The organism is Leucobacter sp. OLIS6 (genome assembly GCF_002752355.1).
Lineage (GTDB): Bacteria > Actinomycetota > Actinomycetes > Actinomycetales > Microbacteriaceae > Leucobacter.
The window spans coordinates 482,883-503,982 of sequence record NZ_MRAV01000014.1 but is presented as its reverse complement, the minus strand read 5'-3'; the positions used below and the strand labels follow the sequence as shown (position 1 = coordinate 503,982).

Here is a 21,100-nt window from a genome sequence, read left to right as displayed (position 1 = left end):
TCGGGCGGCGCGAGCGCGTGCCGGCCGGGGCCGGCCCCTGTGTACGCTGTGAGTCGTGCGCGGCCGACATCCGTCGGCGCCCGCCCGCCGAACTCTGCGGGCGCTCGACCAGAGGAGGAACGTGACCGCCGCTCAGCCCGATCCGACGCCGACCCGCCGTGCTCCGATCTCGGGGATCGCCGCGCTCCTGGTGGGCATCGCCGCTTTCGTGTTCTGCTGGGTCCCGTTCCTCGGCCTCGGGCTCGGCGCCGGTTCGATCGTGCTCGGGATCCTGTCGGTCCGCGGCGGTCGTGCGCGGGGTGCCGGCATCGGCGGGCTGGCGTTCGGCGCGGTCGCGGCAATCCCCGCGGTCGTGATGACCATCATGTTCATCGCGGCGTTCGTGATCGCCCTGCCCACCGGCACCGGCGCGAGCAGGACGGCCGCACCCCCGAGCGCGACCGCGAGCCCGGCTCCGAGCGCGACTTCGACCCCGAGTCCGAGGACCGGCGCGGAGGAGAAGGCGCAGTACGAGGCGCGGCTCAAGGAGCGGCAGGAAGCGGAACGTGCGGCACGCGAGGAGGACGCGCGGAAGAACGGGGTCGAGCTGCCGGACCTCTCAGGGCTCGACGGCAAGACCGCGCAGTGGCGGTTGGAGGACCTCGGTCTGACGGTCCGGTTCGACGGGAAGAGCGGGACGGTGCTGGCCCCGGTCAACTGGACCGTCATCGGCAGTTCTCCCGGTGCGGGGAAGCGGGCGAAGCTCGGGAGCACCGTCGTGCTCCGGATGGAGAAGACCGCGGAGATGACTCCGAGCCCGACGCCGCCGGGGCAGTAGCGATTCGAGGCGATGTCTGTACCCCGGAGTAGGGTGTGTCCCATGTCGACGCCGCCGGTTGTTTCGCTCCGTTCCCGTACCGATGCCGATTGGGACGCGCTGTACGGGATCGCCTCGGATCTCGACACCTGGGAGGAACGCAACCCGGGGCGGCCCGCTACGCCGCGCCGCGACGCCTGGCAGGCCCGGATCCAGGAGCGCGAGGCGAACCCGGACGGCAGCATGAGCTTCGTGATCGACGTGGACGGCGACGCGGTCGGCACCGTGGGCGTGTTCGACATCGACGAGGTCGCCCGGCACGGCGAGGTCGGGATCGCGCTGGCGCAGCACGCCCGCGGTCGGGGTTTCGGCACCGAGGCCATGACGCAGATGCTCGAGTTCGCGTTCCTCCGCGGCAACCTGCGCCGCATCCACCTCGAGGTGATCTCGTCGAACGCCGCGGCGATCCGCGTCTACGAGAAGCTCGGCTTCGTGATCGAGGGGCGCCAGCGCGAGCACGCGTGGGTGCGCGGCCGCTACGAGGACATCGTGCGCATGGGGTTGTTGCGCGCGGAGTGGGCCGCGCAGCGCGAATCGAACGGATGACCGATCTCACGTACCTCGAGGTGGGTGCCACCGGTGGCGAGCTGCCGGCGGGGTACCACCACGTGCGTGCCGAGCGCGTCATCGGGCGCGGCCGCGAGTACTTCAAGCGCTGCTGCGACGAGCTCCTGTCGGGCGCCGTGCAGCGGCGGGCCGGCGCCGAGGTGAGCGCATCCGATGCGCCGTTCCGCGTGGGCACCGAGGTGCGCATGCGTCTGCGGATCGGGCCTCTGAACTTCATCGCGCCCTGTCGCGTCGTCTGGGTCGAGCGCGGCGTCGATCGCTGCGGGTTCGCCTACGGGACTCTGCCGGGGCATCCCGAACGCGGTGAGGAGCGGTTCGAGCTCCGCCTCGATCCCTCGGGCGACGTCCTGTTCCGGATCGTCGCCTTCTCTGCACCGGCCCGCTGGTTCACGCGCCTCGGCGGACCGCTCGGTCGCCTCGTGCAGGCGCGCATGACCCGTCGGTATCTCGCTGCGTTCGACTAGCGCTTCCGGCTGAACCGCTCCAGGCGCTCCTCCGGGCTGAGCCGGGTCATCTCGGCGTACCACTGCGGCGTGAACGCCGCTGCCGGCTCGGCCGAGACCACCGGCACCACCGCGTGCGTGACCGTGTCCTCCCACACGTGCACCAGGTGGAAGGACTGGCCCGCATCCATCCCGTTCACCCGCTCGACCGGCAGGGCCAGGTCCATGGCGTAGCAGGTCGCAGACGCGACGCTGACCGGGATCCCCGCGAAGGTCCCGCTCGTGGAGTAGTGCAGGTGCCCGGCGAGGATCGCGCGCACGTCGCTGCCCGTGATGGCCTCGGCGAACGCCGGCTGATCGCGCAGCTCCAGGATGTCGAAGAACGGGATGTGGCTCGGCAGCGGCGGATGGTGCAGCGCGAGGATCGTGCCCAGCGGCGCGGGTTCGGCCAGTTCGGCCCGCAGCCAGGCGAGCTGCTCGGGCTCGAGTTCGCCGTGGTGCCAGCCCGGAACGGTGGAGTCCAATGCGATGACGCGCAAGCCGCCCAGGTCGTGCACCGCCGTGATGGGCGCCTGGCTGCCCGGCTCGTCGAGCAGGTGCTCGCGCATCGCCGGGCGCTCGTCATGGTTCCCCGCCACCCAGATCAGTGCGGCGCCGATCTCCTCGGCCAGCGGCTCGAGCATGCCGCGCAGCTCGCGGTACGCGGCGGGCTCCCCGAGGTCCGTGAGGTCGCCCGTCACCACGATGGCGTCTGGGCGCGGCTCCATCGCACGGACCCGCTCGACGGTGCGTTCGAGGTTGCCGACGGTGTCGTAGCGGCCGCCGAGCGCAGCGCCGTCGAGCAGGTGCGTGTCGCTGAGGTGCAGCAGGGTGCGGAGGGCCGGCGCGTGCGCACCGAAGCGGATCTCGGTCATGGCGCCAGCCTAGGGCCGGACCCCGCTCGATCCCGTGCCTACGCCTCGGAGCGCCGGGGGAGCACCCAGTCGGCGCGGGGGAAGTGGCAGGTGTATCCGTTCGGGTAGCGCTGCAGGTAGTCCTGATGCTCCGGCTCGGCCTCCCAGAACGGAGCGGCGGGCTCGATCGTCGTGACCGCCGGCCCGGGCCATAGTCCGGAGGCGTCGACGTCGGCGATGGTCTCCCTCGCGGTCGCCTCCTGCTCGGGGGTGAGCGGGAAGATCGCCGAGCGGTAGCTGGTGCCGATGTCGTTGCCCTGGCGGTTCAGCGTCGAGGGATCGTGGATCTGGAAGAAGAACGCCAGGATGTCGCGGTAACTCGTCCGTGACGGGTCGAAGACGATCTCGACGGCCTCCGCGTGGCCGGGGTGGTCGCGGTAGGTGGCGTGATCGTTCTGCCCGCCGGTGTAGCCGGCGCGCGTGCTCAGCACGCCGGGCTGCGCGCGGATGAGGTCGTCGAGCCCCCAGAAGCAACCGCCGGCCAGCACGGCCGTCTCGGTGCCGGGGGTGCGGGTGATGGATCCGGTGTCGGTGATCCCGCTGGTCATGGTGCGTGCTCCTCGGTCGTCGGGTAGTGCGTTCGTGTCGTGCCGACGTCGCCGAAAGGCGGCGTCAGGAGGGACAACGCGTTCATGCTCTCATTTGGTCCCGTCGATCTGGGAAGAGGCTGGGATCGATGAGCGGCACGGCTGAGGTTCGCACGGATCGGCGGGCACGCGCTGCGCCCCCGCCGACAGCGCTGATTCGAGGGACGCTTGCCGGGACATGACCCCGGGCGGCGCCTGCGGGAACTCGGTCCGGGCCTGGCGCAGCTCCTGCTGCCGATGGCCCGGCCGATCCAGATCCCTGAAACCCAAAGAACCCCCGGCTCGGCCGGGGGTTCTCGTGGTGGGCGATACCAGACTCGAACTGATGACCTCTTCCGTGTGAAGGAAGCGCGCTACCAACTGCGCCAATCGCCCGTTTCGCTCGCGATCTCCCGCGGGCCAACCTGATCGATAATACACACTTTCGGAATGGGCATGCACATCGGGTCGCCGCCCGGGCGATTCCGCCGCGTCGCGTGCCTTAGTTGGGGCGCGTCGCCGGCGGCGCGAGGTCGCTGTTGAGCTTCTGATCGAGCTCGTCGCTCGTCTTGGTGAGCTGCTGCAGCTCGGTGCGCATCGTCTCGTAGTTCGCGATGTCGCTCTCGAGCTGCTCACGGTCCTTCGTGAGCTGCTGCTGGCGTGCGGTGAGGCCGTCGCGGATCCGGTTGAACTCATCGGGATCCTCGGCGAACTCGTACGCGTTGTTGCGCTTGGTGAAGCTCTGCGCGTCCGTGTTGAACTGCGCGACGGCCGCGTTGTAGGCCTCGCGCCGCTGCTCGACGCTCGTCCGCAGCGTCGTCATCTGTTTCTCGAGCGTCTTCGCGCGATCCTGCAGCTGCGTGAAGACGCCGTGGTACCGGTCGAAGTCGTCGACGATCGCGCTGCGCTTCCCGAGCCACTTCGCGTAGTGATCCTCGAGCCACTTCGGCAGCGTGTGGACCTCGGTGCCGAGCACCGAGTGCAGCTCGTTCGCGAACGCGCTGGGGGAGAGCGCGTCGTACACCGACATGCGCTCCTTCAACCCCGGATCGGTCTTGATCCGTTCGTCGTAGAAGGCGCGCAGCTTCTTGGACATCTGGGCCTGCTCGTCCCCGCCCATGCGCGCGTAGACCGCGTGCAGCAGCTCGTGCGCGGCAGTGACCTCGACGATGCCGTCGAGACGTTTGTCGGTGACGCCGAAGAGGTGGATCGTGCCCTTCGAGTAGCAGCCCAGTACGTGCCCCTGCTCGCCGTGCGAGACGTCGGAGCACTGGGTGCTGAAGTGCTGGCTCGCGTCGAGGGTCGGTTGCGACGCCAGGAACACGCGCTCGCCCGCGGGAGTGAGGTCGAGCCGGCCGATGAGCGAGGAGACCTGCTCGCTCGGCGTGAAGTTGCGCGCCTCGATCTCGTCGGAGATGAGCTGCTGGTTCGCGATCGCGAGCGCGCCGACGACGACCACCAGGATCGCGATGCACGCCCACGCGACCCGAGCGACCGTCTTGCGCGCACTCCGAGCCATGCGAACCAGTATCCGGGAGCGGGCTGCGGAAACGGCTCGCCGCGCCGAAAACCGCGGAAAATCAACGTTCTGAGGTGCGCCACGCCCGGCTGTACCGGACTGATTTGCGGTGCCCCAGCAACTTCCCTATAGTTATTCGAGTCGCAAGGGCGAAGCGGAAACGCAGAGCAAGCGATGTGCGGATGTAGCGCAGTTGGTAGCGCATCACCTTGCCAAGGTGAGGGTCGCGAGTTCGAGTCTCGTCATCCGCTCCAGTGGCCGAGTGCAACTCGGCCGCTTGTGGTGTCAACCACAACCACGGTGGCGTGGCCGAGAGGCGAGGCAGCGGCCTGCAAAGCCGTATACACGGGTTCGAATCCCGTCGCCACCTCGCTGGCATAACTGAATAGCCTGAAGTTTAGGCGCGATTGGCGCAGCGGTAGCGCGCTTCCCTGACACGGAAGAGGTCACTGGTTCGATCCCAGTATCGCGCACAAAGAAAACCCCCGGTAAGAGCCGGGGGTTTTCGTGTTTCCCCGTCTCCCCGGGCGTGCGGTGATGAGAGCTGTGGTCGTCTCCTGCCGCGGCATCGCCGGGCTGCACCATACTGATGCCATGAGCGTAGACGGCCAGGAGAAAGTTGCCGCTCGCCCGTCGTGGGTCCGCCGGCATCTCCGCGGGGTGATCATCGGCGTTCTCGTGCTCATCGTGCTCGTCGCGGGCGTGATCGGGCTCGTCCGGATCTCGAACGAGGTGAAGGGCAGCTACGCGATCGAGTACGGCGACGCGATCAGCGCGGAGGACTACTCGGCGATGGTCCGCGCGGTCGTCTCCGAGACCGGGAGCAGCGACGTGTTCGCCGTCGCGATCGAGCACGTCGAGGCCGCGGCGTCCGACACGAAGGTGCCCGAACGCACCACCTCCGTCACCACCGGACCGACCGCGAGCCATCCGTTCGGAGCGTCGTGGGAGTGGCGGGGCGGGGCGCTCCGGCTCGTCGGCGTCCTGGGCCGCGACGACGTACCGGCGGGCGACGGAGCCTTCGCGTTGGGAAGCGTCTCACCCGAGACGCTGAACGCGGTGGATCGTCGCGTCCGCGCCACGATGCCGCACGGCGTCACCCAGGCCGCGCTGACCGTGCAGCGACAGGGCGACGCCCCCGTGATCCGCGTGTACGCCCTGAACCGGGGCACGGACGACACGGTCGACGCGCGCGCCACCGCCGCGGGCCGGATCATCGACGGCACCGTCTGCCTCGCGACGGATCATCCTCGCGGCCAACCCGTCCGGCACACCTGCCGCGCGGTGGAGTAGCCCGGCGCTCGATCCCGCGCGCCGGATACGCAACGAGGCGCCCCGCGCCGCGGTTTCGATGACCGAAAACCCGAGCACGGGGCACCTCGGCGAGCGGGTCAGGCGAGGCTGCGCACGAAATCGCGGATGTCCCGTGCGAGGAGTTCGGGCGCCTCCAGGCCGGGGAAGTGGCCGCCCTCGGCGAACTCCGTCCAGTGGCCGATCATCTGAAGCGGATCCATGACCCGGCGCACGAGCGGGTGCGCGTCGAACACGGCCCAGCCCGCGGGCACCGGTGCGCCCATCGCGGGCGGCGTGTCGGAGTGCGCCGCCTCGTAGTAGAACTGCGCGCTCGATGCACCGCTGTTGGTGAACCAGGTGAGGCTCACGTTCGCGAGCAGGTCGTCGCGGTCGACCGAGTCGCTCGGCGTGGGGTGACGATCGCCGCGGGTCTTGAACTTCTCTGCGATCCAGGCGAGCTGGCCGAGGGGGGAGTCCGCGAGGGCGGCTCCGATGGTGTCGGGCTTGTGGTTCTGCATCTCGAGGTATCCGCGTTCGGCTGCCGCCTCCGCGCTCAGCGGGTGCAGTTCGGACTGCTCTTCGGGCGTGAGCCCGTCGGGCATCGGGAAGATCACCCCGACCAGGCCGAGCAGGCGTTGCTCGCACGCGAGGTGGGTGGCGATCACGCGCTCGGGATGCGCGGTGCCCAGTTGCGAGACGATCCCCGAGCCGAGGTCGCTGCCGTGGGCCACGAAGCGGTCGTAGCCGAGGCGGGTCATGATCTCGCCGTACGCCTCCGCGGTGCGACCGACCTCCCAGCCGGTCGACGACAGCGGGGTCGAGAACCCGAAGCCCGGCGGAGACGGGACGACGACGTGGAAGTCCTCGGTCAGCAGCGGGAGCAGGTGCCGGTACTCGACGAACGATCCGGGCCAGCCGTGGCACAGCAGCAGCGGCGTCGCATCCGGGTTCGACGACGTGACGTGCACGGCGTGGAAGGTCTGCCCGTCGATCTCCGTCAGCAGCTGCGGGAAGGCGTTGAGCGCGGCCTCCTGGGCCCGCCAGTCGAAACCGTCGCGCCAGTGCTCGACGAGTTCGCGGAGATAGGGCTGCGGGATGCCGCGGCTAAAGTCGGCGCGATCGGCGCGTCCGGGCGGGGTGGCCGCCCATCGCGTGCGTGAGAGCCGTGCGTCGAGATCGTCGAGGGCGTTCTGCGGGATATCGATGCGGAACGGGGTGATGGTGGTGTGTGCGTTCATGCCTCCACTCTCCCGGGCAATGCGGAAGGTTTCGTTCCGCGATCCCTGAAATACTCGGAAGCATGTTGGGAACGTCGGCGCGATTGCTCGAGTTGCTGGTGCTGCTCCAACAGCGTCGCGACTGGACGAGCAGCGCCCTCGCCGAACGCCTCGGGGTGAGCACCCGCACGGTGCGCGCCGACATCGGCAAGCTGCGCTCCCTCGGGTACCCGGTGGATGCGCGCCCGGGAGTCGCGGGCGGGTATCGGCTGAGCGCCGGCGCGACGATGCCTCCGCTGCTGCTCAACGATGACGAAGCCGTCGCCGTTGCGGTGGGCCTCAGCGCAGCCGCGGGCGGCCGTCTCGGCGTCGAGGAGACCTCGATCGCGGTTCTCGCGAAGCTCGAGGAGGTGATGCCGTCCCGCCTCCGGCATCGCGTCGAAGCGGTGCGCCGAGCGGCCGCCGTGGTCCCCGGTGCCGGGCCGGCGCTCGACCTCGCTGTCGTCAGCGGCGTCGCCGCAGCGATCCACGGGCACGAGCGGTTGCGCTTCGGCTACGTCAAACCGAAGGGCGCGGAGGAATCCCGTCACGTGGAACCGCAGCGCCTGGTCGGGTGGGGGTCGCTCTGGTACCTCCTCGCGTGGGATCTCGACCGCGACGACTGGCGTGTGTTCCGCGTCGACCGGATGCGCCCCCGCACCCCGACCGGGAAGCGGTTCCGGCCCCGTGCGATCCCCGAGCGCGACGAGGTCGACTTCGTCGTCGATCGCGTGCTCCACACGGGATGGGCGCACCGCGCCCGGATCCTCGTGCACGCTCCCGCGGACGTCGTCGCTTCCAAGATCGTCGTTCCGGTCCGGATCGAAGCCGTCGATACGGCCTCGTGCCGCGTCGAGCTCGGATCCGGCGACCCGGACCACCTCGCCCTGTGGGTGACGCAGATCGGCGTCGACTTCGAGGTGATCGAGGGGGATGGTCTCATCGCCGCGCTCGACCGGCTCGGCGCGCGGGTGCAGCGCGCGGTCGGGTCCCGGTGAAGCCGCCGCGGAGAATCGTCGGCGAGCGTGGACCTTCGGCCTCCGCTCAGCCCCGACCGAGCAGCGCTCCGCCGTTGACCTGCAGGATCTGACCGGTGGTCCAGCCGCCTTCGGGACCCGCGAGGTAGGCGACGGCCCCGGCGACCTCGTCGGGGGTGCCCGGTCGGTTCATCGGGATCTGCGCGAGCCGCGACGCGATCGTCTCGGGGGTGCGACGGCTGTCCCAGAAGCCGGTGTCCGGCACGAACCCCGGGGCGATCGAGTTGACGGTGATGCCCTCCGGCGCCAGCTGTTCGGCCAGGCCCATCATCCAGCCGTGGATCGCCGCCTTCGCAGCGCCGTAGCCGTTCGCACCTCGCAGCGCGGCGATGGAGCTGATCGAGATGATGCGTCCGCCCGGTCGGGCGATGCGGGGGAGCAGCTCCTCGGTCAGCAGCACAGCGGTCAGCACGTTCAACCGGAAGTTCGCCTCGAAGTTCTCGGCGACCCCCGCCAGCCCGTCGCCGCGGTCGAGCACGTTGCCGCCGGCGTTGTTCAGCAGCACGTCGATCGCTCCGTCGATCTCCGACGCGGCTCGAGACACCTGCGCGGGGTCCTGCAGATCGGCGGCGACGATCTGCACCCGAGCGTCGGGAGTCTGCTCGCGGATCCGGTCCGCGGCCTCCCGGAGCACCTCCTCGCGGCGGCCGAGGACGACGATGTCGAATCCGTCGCGCGCGAGCCTGAGCGCGGACGCCAGGCCGATCCCGCTCCCTCCTCCGCTGATCACGGCTTGCGGACGGGCGGGAACCTCTGCGGGAGTCGTCATGCACTCACTCTAAGCAGCGGGGCTCGGCCACCGGAACCCCGTGAGCCCGTACATGTTTTCCGAGCGCGGATCGCACGGTGCGGTGCCGTCGGCGAATCCGTCTGCCAGACTGCCCCCATGCCGCTCTTCGATCACCTCGGGCTCACCGTCGCCGACCTCGACCGCGCCTTCGCGCAGTGGGATCCGGTGCTCACCGCGCTGGGCTGCGTGTCCGACGGCAGCGAGATGGAGGGCGGCATGGCTTGGTCGCGCGAGGACGAGACCGAGCTGATCCTGTACCGCGCGCCTGAGACGTGCGGGGAGCCCCATCGGTACGGGCGGATCGGGTGGCAGCATCTCGCGTTCGCGGTCGATTCGCGCGCGGAGGTCGAACGACTGCACCGGATCGCGCTCGACGCCGGGTGGAGCCCGGTGCGGGACCCGAAGATCTTCCCGCGCTTCTCGGACCGCTACTACGCCTCGTTCGTCGAGGATGACAACGGCATCCGGATCGAGTTCGTGCACAATCCGCCGCGCGAGGCCGTGGGCGGGTAGGGGCTCGACGGGTGCTCCGAGACCGGAGCCGCATCGTGCCCGATCGTGCCGCGGGGTGCTGATCCGGCCCGCATAGGATGAGTGCGCGAGCGTCGCCGCGGACGGTCGTCGGCAGCGGATGCAGCCGCCACCTTGGACCGGAGAACCGCATGCCCGACACCTCACCCCCGCCGCAGGCGCTCGCCGAAGCGCTCGGAACGGCTGCCGCCGAGCAGCTGCTCGCGAAGCTCGGGAGCTATTCGAACGTCCCCAACGCGATCTCGGGCGCCGCGAAGACGCCGAGCGATCCGGCGCTCGAGCAGGCGGCCCTGCGGTGCTTCGTCGAGGAGTACTCGGCCACCGTGGAGACGGACATCCGGGTGTTCTGGGCGCTGCTCACCCTGGCGGCGCGATCCGACATCTCGGTACTCGACCGCGTGCCCGCCGACACGATCTCCAACCAGGCGCAGAAGATCGCGAGCATTCGTCGCGCGACCGCGAAGCACACCAAGCTGCTCGCCGCGGCGGACGCCGCACCCGTTCCCGGGCCGGCGGACGCCGCAGCGGGAGCCTCGCAGCTCCCGGCGAAGGTCTCGGAGGTCGCGAAGTGGATCGCCGCGCACCCCGACGTCGACCCGAAGGTGTTCGCCCCACACCCGGGGCAGCGCGCGGCGGCTCGGCGAAGCGCGTTGCGCGCACTCGGATCCATCGCCTCGTCCGAGGCGTTCGACGTCCTCGGGCAGTATGCGACGGCCGAGTACTCGGATGCGGACCTCGCGGAACTGCACCGGGCCTGGGGCCGTTTCGACCGTCGTGCGTTCGCCGCGACGATGTTCGGTCCCGCCGCGCGCGGTCTGCGGCTCGACGTCTGCGCCGATCTCGAGGGCATCGGCGCCGTCGACGGGTTGCTCGCGCTCGACGTGATCCTCGCGAAGCCCGCCGATCTCTCGCCGCTCGCGGAGTGCCGCGGCCTCGAACGGCTCCGGGTGCTCGCGCTCGACGACGCGGGGCTCGCCAGCATCGACGCGATCGCGGACCTTCCCCGGCTGGTGCACCTGGAACTCATCGGAAGCACGCGCGGGGCCGACCTGACCCTGCTGACGCGGACGCCGGTCGAGCAGCTGTATCTGGCGCTCGACGGTGCGGACGGCTCCTTCCTGCGTGAAATACCGAGCCTCGCGGGGGTGAAGCTCAGCGGCGGGGACGAACCGCACGCCGGGCTCGCGGAGACGGTGATCGGTCTCGCCCGGAACGGCGTGACGGTCGTGCTCTACCGCCACGAGCGCTGGGTGCCGGAGCTCGTCGCGAATGCGCCCGGCGACGTCATCGTCGACGAAGCCAACGGATTCGTCCGGCTCCGGCCGGCGCAGAACGCCGGATGACGCCGCACGGCTCGCTGATGCTCGACCCGATCCCGGCGTTCGCGGCGGGCACTCCGGCGACGGGCGCGATGCTCCCCGAGGAAGGACGGACCGCGCTGACCCGTGCGGGCGGACCCCCTCCGGCCGTGTTCGACGCGGTGGGCGACGGCTGGGCGGAGGCCGATGTCCCGGTGCTCGTCCGAGCTTCGATGCGCTCTGGTCCGCGCTGCAGTCAGCGGGGCTGCACTGGGCGGGGAACTGGCGCACGCTCGACGAGCTCGACGAGCTCGCCGAACGCGAACGCGAGGGCTCGGGCGGGGCCGGACACCGGAGTATCGCCTCGTACCTTGCTGCGCTCCGCACCGCGGGGGCGACGCGCGCCAACGTCTGGAAGTACTCCGAGACGACGGGCCTCGCACTGGTCCGCGTCGACGGCGAAGCCGGGCAGACGACGTCGCTCGCGCTGCACATCGTGCCCGCGAGCTGGGTGTCTGGTGTGCCAATCGGAGTCTCGAAGCGGCGGTCTCGGGACTGGGTCGCGGTCGAGGGGATCGACCTCCGCTGGGCGTGGTCCGAGGTGGTCGCACTGCACGAGGAACGAATGCGCCTGCTCGACGGGATCGACCTCAGCGATGCCGTCGTCCGGTTCCTCGCGAAGGACCCGGCCTCCGCCGAAGCAGAGTCCCGGGCGGGTTTCGCTTCCGAGGCCGCGTGCGGAGCCGGTCGGATCGCGGTGCGTGCGCTCCTGCTCGAGACGATGCGGATCCAGCCGGACTGGACCCGGCCGCTCGACGGTATCGGTGCCGAGGTCGCGGCGGTGATGGGCGATCGGCACCCCGAGCTGTCGAGCGAGGCACGGGAACGGCTCGGGCGGTACTTCACGCGTTTCGTCGCGGCGGCGGGGCGATGAGTCAGGAGGAGGGCGCGGAGCCCCGGCCGGTGTTGCGCGTCTCGGACGCGACGGCGGTCCTGCGAGCGCTCGAGGGCGAGCCCGAGTGGCGGACTCCGAACTGGGCGGATCTCGGTTTCCCGGTCATTGACCGCGGACGGCATGCGATCTTCCCGCTCGCGGGAGCGCCGGTCGGGGCGGGCACGATGCCCGGAGAGCCGGGGATTCTGGCCGAGGACGCCGATCGGCTGCGGAGGTACTGCGTCCACCGGTACGGCGGCGACTTCTTCCACGCCGAGCCGCAGCTCGACCTCGACGCGGGGTACGGGCGCAGACTCCGTGCGGCGGGGCCCCTGCTGCCGGCCGCAGTGAGACCGCCGTGGTGGCGGATCGGCGGGCTCGTCGTATTGGTGATCCGCTCGATCGATCCCGGAGGCACGATCGAGACGCTCGCGCTGCACGCCCTGCCCGGGGAGTGGTTCCCGCAGTCGGTCTTGGCGCCGACCACCAAGCGCGAGATGTCCCGAGCACGCAGCATGCTCCGCGAGCAGGAGACCGCGGACGCGAGCTGGGCGTGGCCGATCGACGCGGCGGGCTTCGGCGCGAAGGCCTGAGCGCACCGTTCGAGCGTCTCAGCGCGCCCGGCGCTGCTCCGCGATCCACGTGCGATCGACGATCGCGGCGGAGACGGCGGCGCGGAGCCCCGGAGCTTCCGGCCCGCGGTACAGGTCCCTGACCCGGTAGGGCGACCCTTCCGCGGTCGGAGCACTCCGATCGATGCGCTCGGCGAGCTCCGAGAGGGCCTCGTGCTCGCCCGACGCGTACGCGGCGAGTTCGTCCGCGTCGAGCCGGATCAGCACCGAGGTGTCGCCGACCGGGCCGGCGCTCGTGCGGACGTCGAGGAAGGTCTCGCCGTTCCGGGCGACGAGGAACCAGCGTCCCGGTTCGTGGTCGACGTAGCGCATCGCATCGCGTTCCGCGGCGATCCGCGCTGCATCTCCCCACAGAGCGACGGGTGGGATCTCCGGGGCCGGGCGCCGCCACGCGACGTCGAACGGCAGGTACGCGAGGATCGGCTCCGCATCCCGTCGCAGGCCCAGGCAGAGCGCGCGCTCGCAGCTCCGGCAGGAGACCTGGCCTTCCGCGGGGGCGCCGAGCCCGGAATCGTGCAGCAGCGCCAGGTCCGCGAGCGGGATCCGGGAGGAGTCCTCCCTGAGTCTCCCGTCGGCGACCGCGGCACGGAGCACCTCGATCGTGGCCGTGACGTCGAGGGAGTCGTCGGGCCGGAGCACCGGGAGATCCGCGCAGGTCTCGCAGGTCTCGTCCTCGGGGCGGCAGATCAGTTTCGGGTCCTCCGCGGATACCACCACGCCGACGAGGATCCCGGAGCGCACCGTGAGCCGAACGAAGCCGTCGGTGACGGGGAAGTATCGGGAACCACCGCCCGCGAACCGCCAGCTCGGGCCGAAGACCGCCTTGAATCGGTCGAGATCGGAATCCTTGTCGAGATCGGGGAACCAATCCTGCAGGCGGAGGCCCCGGGGCGCGAACGGAGTCGGCACGAGGTGGAGGAGCACGGCGGCGAGCGCACCGTCGTGGAACACGAGCTCGCCGCCCGAGGCGAATCGCAGGTGCTTCGAGCGGATCGGGGGAACGCCGATCGAGCGTTCCAGCGCCTCGACCGGTTCTTCACCCAGTGCCGAGGCGAGATCGCGGACGATCGGATCCTGTTCGCCGCGCGCGAGCGCATCGAAGAGGCGGGTCGGAAGCGCGGGGCTGGTCATCGGCTCGGTTTCGCGCCCGCTACGCTCCGGCCGTGGAGGCCGACAGGATCGTGACCTTCTGCGCGGGAGCCCCGTCAGGTCCGCCGCCCTCGACGCCCTTCTTCGCGACGGCTCTGACCGCCGCGAGGCTCGCGTCGTCGAGGTGCCCGAACACGGTGTAGTTCGGCGGGAGGCTCGTGCTGTCGTCGTACACGAGGAAGAACTGCGACCCGTTGGTGTCGGGTCCGGCGTTCGCCATGGCGACGGTTCCCGCGGGGTAGCTCATGCCGGGTGCGGTCTCGTCGGCGAAGGTGTAGCCGGGGCCGCCGCGTCCGGTGCCGGTCGGGTCGCCGCACTGGAGCACGTAGATGCCGCTCGTGGTGAGTCGGTGGCAGGCGGTCTGGTCGAAGTACTGCTGCGAGATCAGCGAGACGAAGCTGCTCACCGTGCAGGGAGCCTGCTCGCCGTCGAGCGCGATGGTCAGGTCGCCGGCGGAGGTCTTGAGCGTTGCGGCCTTCGCCGTCTTCGGGTCCGCGGGCGGCGGCGTCACCGGCTTCGCGGCCGAACCGTCCTTCGGGTAGGTGCAGGCGGACGCGGTGGTCGGCGTGGCCGACTGCGAAGCGGCGGGCGCCGATTCGTCGGGGCCTGCGCTGCAGGCGGCGAGGCCGATGAGCAGGGCCGCGATCGCGGGCAGGGCGGCGAGACGGAGACGCATGCGATGTCCTTCGGGGGAGGGAACGGGGCCGCGCGCCGGATGCTCGGGACGCGGTGGGGCGGGATCCAGTCTGGCCGATTCGCGTGGTGGGCGCGATGCGGGTGCGTCGCGGGGTGCGGATAGGGTGGCCGGATCGGGACCCTCGACGCAGAGAGCAGGCTCAGGATGACGCACCGCACCGACGCGGGATCGACCCCGCCCGATCCCACGACCATGACCGGTCTGGAGGTGCTGCGCGCGGTCCGCGATTCGCCGGAGCACGGTCCCAGCATCGGCCGGTTCCTCGGCATGGAGCTCGAGGAGGTCGAGGAGGGGCGGGCGACGTTCGTGATCGCCGCGCGCCCCGAGTACGCGAACCCCCTGGGCTCCCTGCACGGCGGCATCTACGCGACGGTCCTCGACTCGGCGATGGCGTGCGCCGTGCATTCCCGGCTCGGCGCCGGGGTCCGCTACGGGACGCTGGAGATGAAGATCAACTTCCTCAGAACCGTCCCCACCGATGGCAGTGTGCTCCGCGCGACCGGCACCGTGGTCCACCTCGGTCGCTCCACCGCGCTCGCGGAGGGCACGATCACCGACGAGCGGGGTCGCATCGTGGCGCACGGCACGGAGACCTGCATGATCTACGGCTGAGGCGCGCGGCGGCGCGAGCCGGGATCAGCGGCCGCCCCACGAGCTCAGCGCGCCGTCGAGCGCGTCCACGATGCGATCGAAGGTGGCGTCGAGATCGCGGGCCTGCTTGAACCCTCCGCCGAGCTCCAGCGCGACGAAGCCGTGCACGGTGCTGCGGACGAAGCGGATCGCGTCGGTCAGGTCGTCGCCCGCGAGCGCGTACTCGCGCAGCGCGTCGGCGATCGCGCGGATCAGTCGTTCCGCGGCCGCCTGGCCGTCCGCATCGCCCGGTTCGGGCGCGATCTGCAGCGCGGCGTGGCGCCCGGGATGCTGCTCGGCCCAGCGGCGCAGCCCGTCGGCGATCCCGTGCAGGGCGGCCGAGCCGGAGCGCCCGGAACCGGCCGTGGTGAGCACGGCGGCGAGGTCGTGCGCGGCCTGCTGCGCGATCGCGCTGCGCAGATCGTCGAGGTCCGCGACGTGGCGGTAGACGCCGGGGGGAGCGATGCCGAGGGCGCGCCCGAGCTTCGTGATCGTGAGCGAATCGAGTCCGATCTCGTCGACGAGCTCCGAGGCGCGGGCGACGACGGCGCCGCGGTTGAGACGTTCAGCCATGCGAGGCCTCCGCGCTCAGGAAGCTGCGCAGTTCGGCGAAGACGGCCTCCGGTTGCTCGGCCATCGGGTAGTGCCCGGCGCCCGGGATCATGCGGTGCTCGCCGTGGAGGGCGTCGGCGATCCAGCGCGCTTCGGCCTCTGGATCGGGGAAGTCGCGGTCGCGCGAGCCCATGATCACGAGCGTCGGCGCGTCGACGTGGGGGAGCGCCGACTCCGCCGGAGCGTGGGTGACCTCGCGCACGGTGGCCTGGAAGGCGCGCCAGCGCCCCGGCCGTCGCAGCAGCGCCATGGTGCGACCGAACTGCTCTTCGTGGTCGTCGGGGCGGACCGCTCCGAACAGCGAGCTCGCGTACCCGCGCCACACCGTCGGGCCCCAGGGGCGCAACAGCATCAGGCGCATGAGCGTGCGCAGGCCGGCCGGGCCGTGGTCGCGCACGAACGGGCCGATGAGCACCAGCTTCGCGATCGCCTCGGGGCGATCCGCGGCGGCGATGACCGCGGCCGCAGCCCCCATGGAGTTGCCGATGACGGCCGCCGGGCCGGAATCGAGCGCGTCGACCACCGCCAGCAGATCGCCCGCGGTGGCGGGATCGTCGTAGCTCGAGAACTCGGCGGAGCTGTCGCCGTGCCCGCGCAGGTCCATGACGGCGACGCGGTGCCCGGCATCCGCGAGCAGCGGGACGACGTGGCGGAACGACGCGCGATTCTCGCCCATCCCGGGCACGCACAGCACCAGCGGGCCGCGCCCGGTGACCTCGACGGCGATGCGTCCGTCGGGTCGCTCGACTTCGATGAGAGATCCATTCATGTTACGAAGCATAACATCTAGTTACGATGCATAGCAATGTCTGGTACGGGAGCCGGGCGCGGCGACGGGTGCCGTAGCCTGGAGGGCATGGATCCCGACTTCGTCTTCGAGCTGGTCTGGTGGACGGTCGTGATCGTGCACTTCGTCGTCGCGCTGTTCGCGATCCGCTCGCTCGGTCAGTGCACCGCCGTGATCTCCATCGTCAAGCTGTTCTTCTGGATCGCGTTCATCGCGCTCGTACCGCTCGTCGGCAGCATCGTCTGGATGCGGGCGGGACGGAAGCGGGCCGACGCCGCATTGGAGCGGGTTGCGGAGGAGGAATCGCGCCGGGCCGGCTCGGCGCCCGTGGGATCCCGGCGCACGGGGGACTGACGCCGCGCTCGCCTGTGCCCGGCGGCGGACCCAGTAGGATCGTGGGGTGAACGGCACCGCCGTTCGTTCCCGATCCGCACCCGCTTGCGAAGGAGTGTGCCCCAGTGGCAGATGGCTTCTCCCTGTTCACCGACCGTTCGATCGTCGCCATGCGCGTCAACGGCGAGCTCCGCGACCTCGCGACCGAGGTCACCGAGACGGACACCGTGGAGCCGATCACCGTCGAGAGCACCGACGGACTGAACATCCTCCGCCACTCCGCCGCGCACGTGCTCGCGCAGGCCGTGCAGCGCATCAACCCCGAGACCACGCTGGGCATCGGCCCGCCCATCACCGACGGGTTCTACTACGACTTCGATCCGAAGACGCCGTTCACCCCCGAGGATCTGAAGGCGATCTCGTCCGAGATGCAGAAGATCGTCAAGCAGGGGCAGCGCTTCGTGCGCCGCGTCGTCACCGAGGATGAGGCGCGGGCCGAGCTCGCGAACGAGCCCTACAAGCTCGAGCTCATCGGCCTCAAGGGCGGATCCACCGGCGACGACAACGTCGGCACTGATGCTTCCGCCGCCGAGAACGGCGAAAGTGTCGAGGTCGGCGGCGCCGAGCTCACCATCTACGACAACGTCGATCCCAAGACCGGCGAGCTCTGCTGGAAGGACCTCTGCCGCGGACCGCACGTCCCGAACACCCGCATGCTCGGTAACGGCTGGGCCCTCATGCGTTCGGCCGGCGCCTACTGGCGCGGCAGCGAGAAGAACCCGATGCTGCAGCGCATCTACGGCACCGCCTGGCCGACCAAGGACGAGCTGCGCGCGTACCAGACCCGCCTCGAGGAGGCCGCGAAGCGCGACCACCGCAAGCTCGGCGTCGAACTCGACCTGTTCAGCTTCCCCGACGAGATCGGATCGGGTCTCGCCGTGTTCCACCCCAAGGGCGGGATCATCCGGCACGAGATCGAGAACTTCATGCGCTCGGAGCTGCTGAAGAACGGCTACGAGGTGGTGAACACCCCGCACATCACCAAGGGCACGCTGTTCGAGACCAGCCAGCACCTCAACTGGTACAAGGACGGCATGTTCCCGGCGATGCACCTCGACGAGGTGGTCGACGACGAGGGCCGCGTGGTCAAGCAGGGTCAGGACTACTACCTGAAGCCCATGAACTGCCCGTTCCACAACCTCATCTTCCGCGCCCGCGCGCGCAGCTACCGCGAGCTGCCGCTGCGTCTCGCGGAGTTCGGCACGGTCTACCGCTACGAGAAGAGCGGCACTCTCTCGGGCCTCACCCGGGTGCGCGGCCTCACGCAGGACGACGCGCACATCTACGTCACCGACGAGCAGGTGAAGGACGAGATCAAGCGTCAGCTCGAGTTCGTGTTCCAGACCCTCCGCGCCTACGGCCTCGACGACTTCTACCTCGAGCTCTCGACCCGCGACCCCGAGAAGTCCGTGGGCTCCGACGAGCAGTGGGAGATCGCCACCGAGACTCTGCGCCAGGTCGGCGAGGAATCGGGCCTCGAGCTCGTCGCCGACCCGGGCGGAGCCGCGTTCTACGGCCCCAAGATCTCGGTGCAGGCGCGCGACGCGATCGGCCGCACCTGGCAGCTCTCGACCGTGCAGCTCGACTTCAACCAGCCCGAGCTGTTCGAGCTCGAGTACACGGCCGCCGACGGCACGCGCAAGCAGCCGATCATGATCCACCGCGCGCTGCTGGGCTCGGTCGAGCGCTTCTTCGCGATCCTGCTCGAGCACTACGCGGGCGCGTTCCCGGTGTGGCTCGCTCCGCTGCAGGTGGTCGGCATCCCCGTCGCCGAGCAGTACGGCGAGTACCTCGACGGCATCATCGCGCGCCTCCGCGAGGAGGGCGTGCGCGCCGAGGTCGACCACAGCGACGATCGCATGCCGAAGAAGATCCGCACCCACACCAAGGAGAAGGTGCCGTTCCAGCTCATCGCGGGCGAGGAGGATCGCGCCGCCGGCGCTGTCAGCTTCCGTTTCCGTGACGGCACGCAGATGAACGGCGTCCCCGTCGACGAGGCGATCCAGCGGATCACCGGTGCGATCCGGAGCCACGAGCAGGTGTCGACGGCGTGGACCGAGTAGAGGACCTGAGCTCGACCGCCGCGGTCGGGGAGCCCGACGAGCTGCAGCGGCTCTGGGTCCCGCACCGTATGGTCTACGTGGCCGATCATCGCCAGCCCGATCACACCGACTGCCCGTTCTGCGCGGCTCCCGCCCGCAGCGACGAGGACGCGCTGATCGTGGCGCGCGGGCGCTCCGCCTACGTGCTGCTCAACCTGTTCCCCTACAACACGGGCCACATGCTGGTCTGCCCGTACCGCCACGTGTCGGGCTACGACGAGGCGACGGCCGAGGAGGTCGCCGAGATCGGCGAGCTGACGCAGACCGCCATGCGGGTCGCCCGCGAGGTCATGGGCTGCGACGGATTCAACATCGGCATGAACCAGGGCGCGATCGCGGGCGCCGGCGTGGCCGCGCACCTGCACCAGCACATCGTGCCGCGGTGGGCGTCCGACGCCAACTTCTTCCCGATCATCGCGAAGACCAAGGCCATGCCGCAGCTGCTCGGCGACGTGCGCGAGCGGGTCGCCGCGGCCTGGCCAGTGGACCCTGGACCACAGGCTCAGGCCTGACCGATCCACGGCGGCGAGACCGCCACCCCAGAACCTGAAACATCGAGAATCGAAGGAGCTCCCGTGTCCGGACACTCCAAGTGGGCGACGACCAAGCACAAGAAGGCCGTCATCGACGCGAAGCGCGCAAAGGCGTTCGCCAAGTACATCAAGAACATCGAGGTCGCCGCGCGCATCGGCGGCGCCGACCTCTCGGGCAACCCGACCCTCGTCGACGCCGTTCAGAAGGCGAAGAAGAACTCGGTCCCCGGCGACAACATCGATCGCGCGATCAAGCGCGGCGCCGGTCTCGACGGCGAGGCCGTCGAGTACATGACCATCATGTACGAAGGCTACGGCCCCAACGGCGTCGCCCTCATGATCGAGTGCCTCACCGACAACAAGAACCGCGCCGCGGCAGAGGTGCGCACCGCGCTCAGCCGCAACGGCGGCACCCTCGCCGACCCCGGCAGCGTCGCGTACAACTTCGCGCGCAAGGGCGTCATCGTGGTCCCCGCCGAGGGCACCACCGAGGACGACGTGCTGACCGCCGTGCTCGAGGCCGGCGCCGAGGAGGTCAACCCGACCCCCAACGGCGAGGCCTTCGAGGTGCTCACCGAGGCGTCCGACCTGGTCGGCGCCCGCACCGCGCTCGTCGACGCGGGGATCGACTACGACTCGGCCGACGCCGAGTTCGTGCCGAACCTCAAGGTCGAGATCGACGCCGACACCGCCCGCAAGGTGTTCCGCCTCATCGACGCGCTGGAGGACAGCGACGATGTGCAGAACGTCTTCACGAACTTCGACCTGACCCCCGAGGTCCAGGCCGAGCTCGAAGCGGACGACTGACACCATCCGCTGATTGAGCGAGCTTGCGAATCGAGACCTCGGACTTCGTTTCGACTCGCGAGCTCGCTCGACCGCCGGGTGGTCAACAGCCCCAGAGGAACGTGCATGCGGATCATCGGGATCGACCCGGGCCTGACCAGGTGCGGCGTGGGCATCGTCACCGCCGGCGGCAATCGCCGGGTGGAGTTCGAGCACGTCGAGGTGCTGACGAGCGCCGCGGGCGACCCGTTGCCCGCACGCCTGCACAAGCTCGGCTCCAGCCTGGAGCGACTGCTCGATGGTGAGCGCCCCGACGCGATCGCCCTCGAGCGCGTGTTCGCGCAGGACAATGTGGCGAGCGTCATGGGCGTCGCGCAGATCAGCGGCGTCGTCATGTACCTGGCGGAGCAGCGGGGGATCCCGCTCGCCCTCTACACGCCGAACGAGGTCAAGGCCCAGGTGACGGGCTACGGCAGCGCCGACAAGGCGCAGGTCACCACGATGGTCACCCGGCTGCTGCGCCTGCAGGCGCCGCCGAAACCCGCCGACGCCGCCGATGCGCTGGCGCTCGCGATCACGCACGCCTGGCACCTCGGGCGGGGCGGATCGGCGAGCCGCGCCGAGAGCCAGCCCGGCGCGGGAACCGCCGAGACACCGGCGCAGCGCGCCTGGCGCGAGGCCGAGTCCCGGCAGGGCCGCCGTCGCGGCCCGCGCGGCGGCTGAACCCGCCGGGACC

At 70.5% G+C, this 21,100-nt stretch carries 24 protein-coding genes and 4 tRNA genes; 18 read left to right on the top strand and 10 right to left on the bottom strand.

Annotated elements, in window-relative coordinates; translation table 11 throughout:
• Nucleotides 1–121: 121 nt before the first annotated feature.
• Genes BMH31_RS12545 through BMH31_RS12535 form a run of 3 tightly spaced genes read left to right on the top strand, consistent with a single transcriptional unit; the run spans nt 122 to nt 1,887 of the window.
• Complete coding sequence (locus BMH31_RS12545) at nt 122–817, top strand: PASTA domain-containing protein (protein WP_099724942.1); 696 nt, start codon at nt 122–124, stop codon at nt 815–817.
• Between the two features lie 42 nt (nt 818–859).
• Complete coding sequence (locus BMH31_RS12540; RefSeq protein ID WP_158234966.1) at nt 860–1,402, top strand: GNAT family protein; 543 nt, start codon at nt 860–862, stop codon at nt 1,400–1,402.
• Nucleotides 1,399–1,887 carry a DUF1990 domain-containing protein gene (locus BMH31_RS12535; RefSeq protein WP_099724944.1) on the top strand — a complete coding sequence of 163 codons (489 nt, stop codon included), beginning with the start codon at nt 1,399–1,401 and terminating at the stop codon, nt 1,885–1,887. Before BMH31_RS12540 ends, BMH31_RS12535 begins: the two co-directional genes overlap by 4 nt.
• Here BMH31_RS12535 and BMH31_RS12530 read toward each other — a convergent pair.
• From BMH31_RS12530 to BMH31_RS12515, 4 genes are all read right to left on the bottom strand, one after another.
• Nucleotides 1,884–2,780 carry a phosphodiesterase gene (locus BMH31_RS12530; protein WP_099724945.1) on the bottom strand — a complete coding sequence of 299 codons (897 nt, stop codon included), beginning with the start codon at nt 2,778–2,780 and terminating at the stop codon, nt 1,884–1,886. The genes BMH31_RS12535 and BMH31_RS12530 overlap by 4 nt on opposite strands.
• 38 nt (nt 2,781–2,818) lie before the next feature.
• The gene (msrA, locus tag BMH31_RS12525; protein WP_099724946.1) at nt 2,819–3,367 is read right to left on the bottom strand and encodes a peptide-methionine (S)-S-oxide reductase MsrA; all 549 of its coding nucleotides are present in this window, start codon (nt 3,365–3,367) and stop codon (nt 2,819–2,821) included.
• 338 nt (nt 3,368–3,705) lie between these two features.
• Nucleotides 3,706–3,781, bottom strand: a tRNA-Val gene (locus BMH31_RS12520).
• A 106-nt stretch (nt 3,782–3,887) separates the two neighbouring features.
• Nucleotides 3,888–4,904 carry a hypothetical protein gene (locus tag BMH31_RS12515; protein ID WP_099724947.1) on the bottom strand — a complete coding sequence of 339 codons (1,017 nt, stop codon included), beginning with the start codon at nt 4,902–4,904 and terminating at the stop codon, nt 3,888–3,890.
• Between the two features lie 178 nt (nt 4,905–5,082).
• On the opposite strand from BMH31_RS12515, the gene BMH31_RS12510 reads away from it, so the two are divergent.
• The 4 genes from BMH31_RS12510 to BMH31_RS12495 all read left to right on the top strand — a co-directional run bounded on the left by BMH31_RS12510 (nt 5,083) and on the right by BMH31_RS12495 (nt 6,197).
• Nucleotides 5,083–5,158 (top strand) — tRNA-Gly (locus tag BMH31_RS12510).
• 45 nt (nt 5,159–5,203) lie between these two features.
• Nucleotides 5,204–5,274, top strand: a tRNA-Cys gene (locus BMH31_RS12505).
• Between the two features lie 31 nt (nt 5,275–5,305).
• Nucleotides 5,306–5,377 (top strand) — tRNA-Val (locus BMH31_RS12500).
• A 121-nt stretch (nt 5,378–5,498) separates the two neighbouring features.
• Complete coding sequence (locus BMH31_RS12495; protein WP_143469884.1) at nt 5,499–6,197, top strand: hypothetical protein; 699 nt, start codon at nt 5,499–5,501, stop codon at nt 6,195–6,197.
• A gap of 98 nt (nt 6,198–6,295) precedes the next feature.
• Here BMH31_RS12495 and BMH31_RS12490 read toward each other — a convergent pair whose 3' ends face one another.
• On the bottom strand, nt 6,296–7,435 hold the full coding sequence (locus BMH31_RS12490) for an epoxide hydrolase family protein (RefSeq protein ID WP_099724949.1): 1,140 nt from the start codon (nt 7,433–7,435) through the stop codon (nt 6,296–6,298).
• Between the two features lie 62 nt (nt 7,436–7,497).
• On the opposite strand from BMH31_RS12490, the gene BMH31_RS12485 reads away from it, so the two are divergent.
• The gene (locus tag BMH31_RS12485) at nt 7,498–8,451 is read left to right on the top strand and encodes a YafY family protein (RefSeq protein ID WP_099724950.1); all 954 of its coding nucleotides are present in this window, start codon (nt 7,498–7,500) and stop codon (nt 8,449–8,451) included.
• Nucleotides 8,452–8,497: 46 nt separating this feature from the next.
• Here BMH31_RS12485 and BMH31_RS12480 read toward each other — a convergent pair whose 3' ends face one another.
• Entirely contained in the window at nt 8,498–9,259 is a 762-nt protein-coding gene (locus BMH31_RS12480) for an SDR family oxidoreductase (RefSeq protein ID WP_099724951.1), read from the bottom strand.
• Between the two features lie 117 nt (nt 9,260–9,376).
• Here BMH31_RS12480 and BMH31_RS12475 point away from each other — a divergent pair, with 117 nt between their 5' ends.
• The 4 genes from BMH31_RS12475 to BMH31_RS12460 all read left to right on the top strand — a co-directional run bounded on the left by BMH31_RS12475 (nt 9,377) and on the right by BMH31_RS12460 (nt 12,636).
• Complete coding sequence (locus BMH31_RS12475; RefSeq protein WP_099724952.1) at nt 9,377–9,793, top strand: VOC family protein; 417 nt, start codon at nt 9,377–9,379, stop codon at nt 9,791–9,793.
• A 149-nt stretch (nt 9,794–9,942) separates the two neighbouring features.
• Nucleotides 9,943–11,154 carry a hypothetical protein gene (locus tag BMH31_RS12470; RefSeq protein ID WP_099724953.1) on the top strand — a complete coding sequence of 404 codons (1,212 nt, stop codon included), beginning with the start codon at nt 9,943–9,945 and terminating at the stop codon, nt 11,152–11,154.
• Nucleotides 11,155–11,629: 475 nt separating this feature from the next.
• Nucleotides 11,630–12,043: a hypothetical protein gene (locus BMH31_RS15440; RefSeq protein WP_143469882.1), complete on the top strand. Its 414-nt coding sequence runs from the start codon at nt 11,630–11,632 to the stop codon at nt 12,041–12,043.
• A complete protein-coding gene (locus tag BMH31_RS12460; RefSeq protein WP_143469880.1) occupies nt 12,040–12,636 on the top strand; it encodes a hypothetical protein in 597 nt (198 codons plus the stop codon). The genes BMH31_RS15440 and BMH31_RS12460 overlap by 4 nt, the downstream gene beginning before the upstream one ends.
• A gap of 18 nt (nt 12,637–12,654) precedes the next feature.
• On the opposite strand, the gene BMH31_RS12455 is transcribed toward BMH31_RS12460, so the two are convergent.
• Together BMH31_RS12455 and BMH31_RS12450 are read right to left on the bottom strand one after the other, a co-directional pair.
• Nucleotides 12,655–13,806: a hypothetical protein gene (locus BMH31_RS12455; protein WP_099724956.1), complete on the bottom strand. Its 1,152-nt coding sequence runs from the start codon at nt 13,804–13,806 to the stop codon at nt 12,655–12,657.
• Nucleotides 13,807–13,825: 19 nt separating this feature from the next.
• Nucleotides 13,826–14,500 (bottom strand): peptidylprolyl isomerase, encoded by a 675-nt coding sequence (locus BMH31_RS12450; RefSeq protein ID WP_099724957.1) that lies wholly within the window; start codon nt 14,498–14,500, stop codon nt 13,826–13,828.
• Nucleotides 14,501–14,665: 165 nt separating this feature from the next.
• On the opposite strand from BMH31_RS12450, the gene BMH31_RS12445 reads away from it, so the two are divergent.
• Nucleotides 14,666–15,133: a PaaI family thioesterase gene (locus BMH31_RS12445; protein ID WP_099724958.1), complete on the top strand. Its 468-nt coding sequence runs from the start codon at nt 14,666–14,668 to the stop codon at nt 15,131–15,133.
• A 24-nt stretch (nt 15,134–15,157) separates the two neighbouring features.
• On the opposite strand, the gene BMH31_RS12440 is transcribed toward BMH31_RS12445, so the two are convergent.
• Complete coding sequence (locus BMH31_RS12440) at nt 15,158–15,724, bottom strand: TetR/AcrR family transcriptional regulator (protein WP_099724959.1); 567 nt, start codon at nt 15,722–15,724, stop codon at nt 15,158–15,160.
• Nucleotides 15,717–16,532: an alpha/beta hydrolase gene (locus tag BMH31_RS12435; protein WP_099724960.1), complete on the bottom strand. Its 816-nt coding sequence runs from the start codon at nt 16,530–16,532 to the stop codon at nt 15,717–15,719. The genes BMH31_RS12440 and BMH31_RS12435 overlap by 8 nt, the downstream gene beginning before the upstream one ends.
• 87 nt (nt 16,533–16,619) lie before the next feature.
• On the opposite strand from BMH31_RS12435, the gene BMH31_RS12430 reads away from it, so the two are divergent.
• The 5 genes from BMH31_RS12430 to ruvC all read left to right on the top strand — a co-directional run bounded on the left by BMH31_RS12430 (nt 16,620) and on the right by ruvC (nt 21,087).
• Nucleotides 16,620–16,904: a hypothetical protein gene (locus BMH31_RS12430; RefSeq protein ID WP_099724961.1), complete on the top strand. Its 285-nt coding sequence runs from the start codon at nt 16,620–16,622 to the stop codon at nt 16,902–16,904.
• A gap of 104 nt (nt 16,905–17,008) precedes the next feature.
• Nucleotides 17,009–19,006, top strand: coding sequence for a threonine--tRNA ligase (gene thrS, locus BMH31_RS12425; RefSeq protein ID WP_099724962.1), 1,998 nt, complete (start codon nt 17,009–17,011; stop codon nt 19,004–19,006).
• Nucleotides 18,994–19,557: an HIT domain-containing protein gene (locus BMH31_RS12420; protein ID WP_099724963.1), complete on the top strand. Its 564-nt coding sequence runs from the start codon at nt 18,994–18,996 to the stop codon at nt 19,555–19,557. The genes thrS and BMH31_RS12420 overlap by 13 nt, the downstream gene beginning before the upstream one ends.
• A 63-nt stretch (nt 19,558–19,620) precedes the next feature.
• Nucleotides 19,621–20,385: a YebC/PmpR family DNA-binding transcriptional regulator gene (locus BMH31_RS12415; RefSeq protein WP_099724964.1), complete on the top strand. Its 765-nt coding sequence runs from the start codon at nt 19,621–19,623 to the stop codon at nt 20,383–20,385.
• 105 nt (nt 20,386–20,490) lie between these two features.
• Nucleotides 20,491–21,087: a crossover junction endodeoxyribonuclease RuvC gene (gene ruvC, locus BMH31_RS12410; protein WP_099724965.1), complete on the top strand. Its 597-nt coding sequence runs from the start codon at nt 20,491–20,493 to the stop codon at nt 21,085–21,087.
• Nucleotides 21,088–21,100 lie beyond the last annotated feature (13 nt).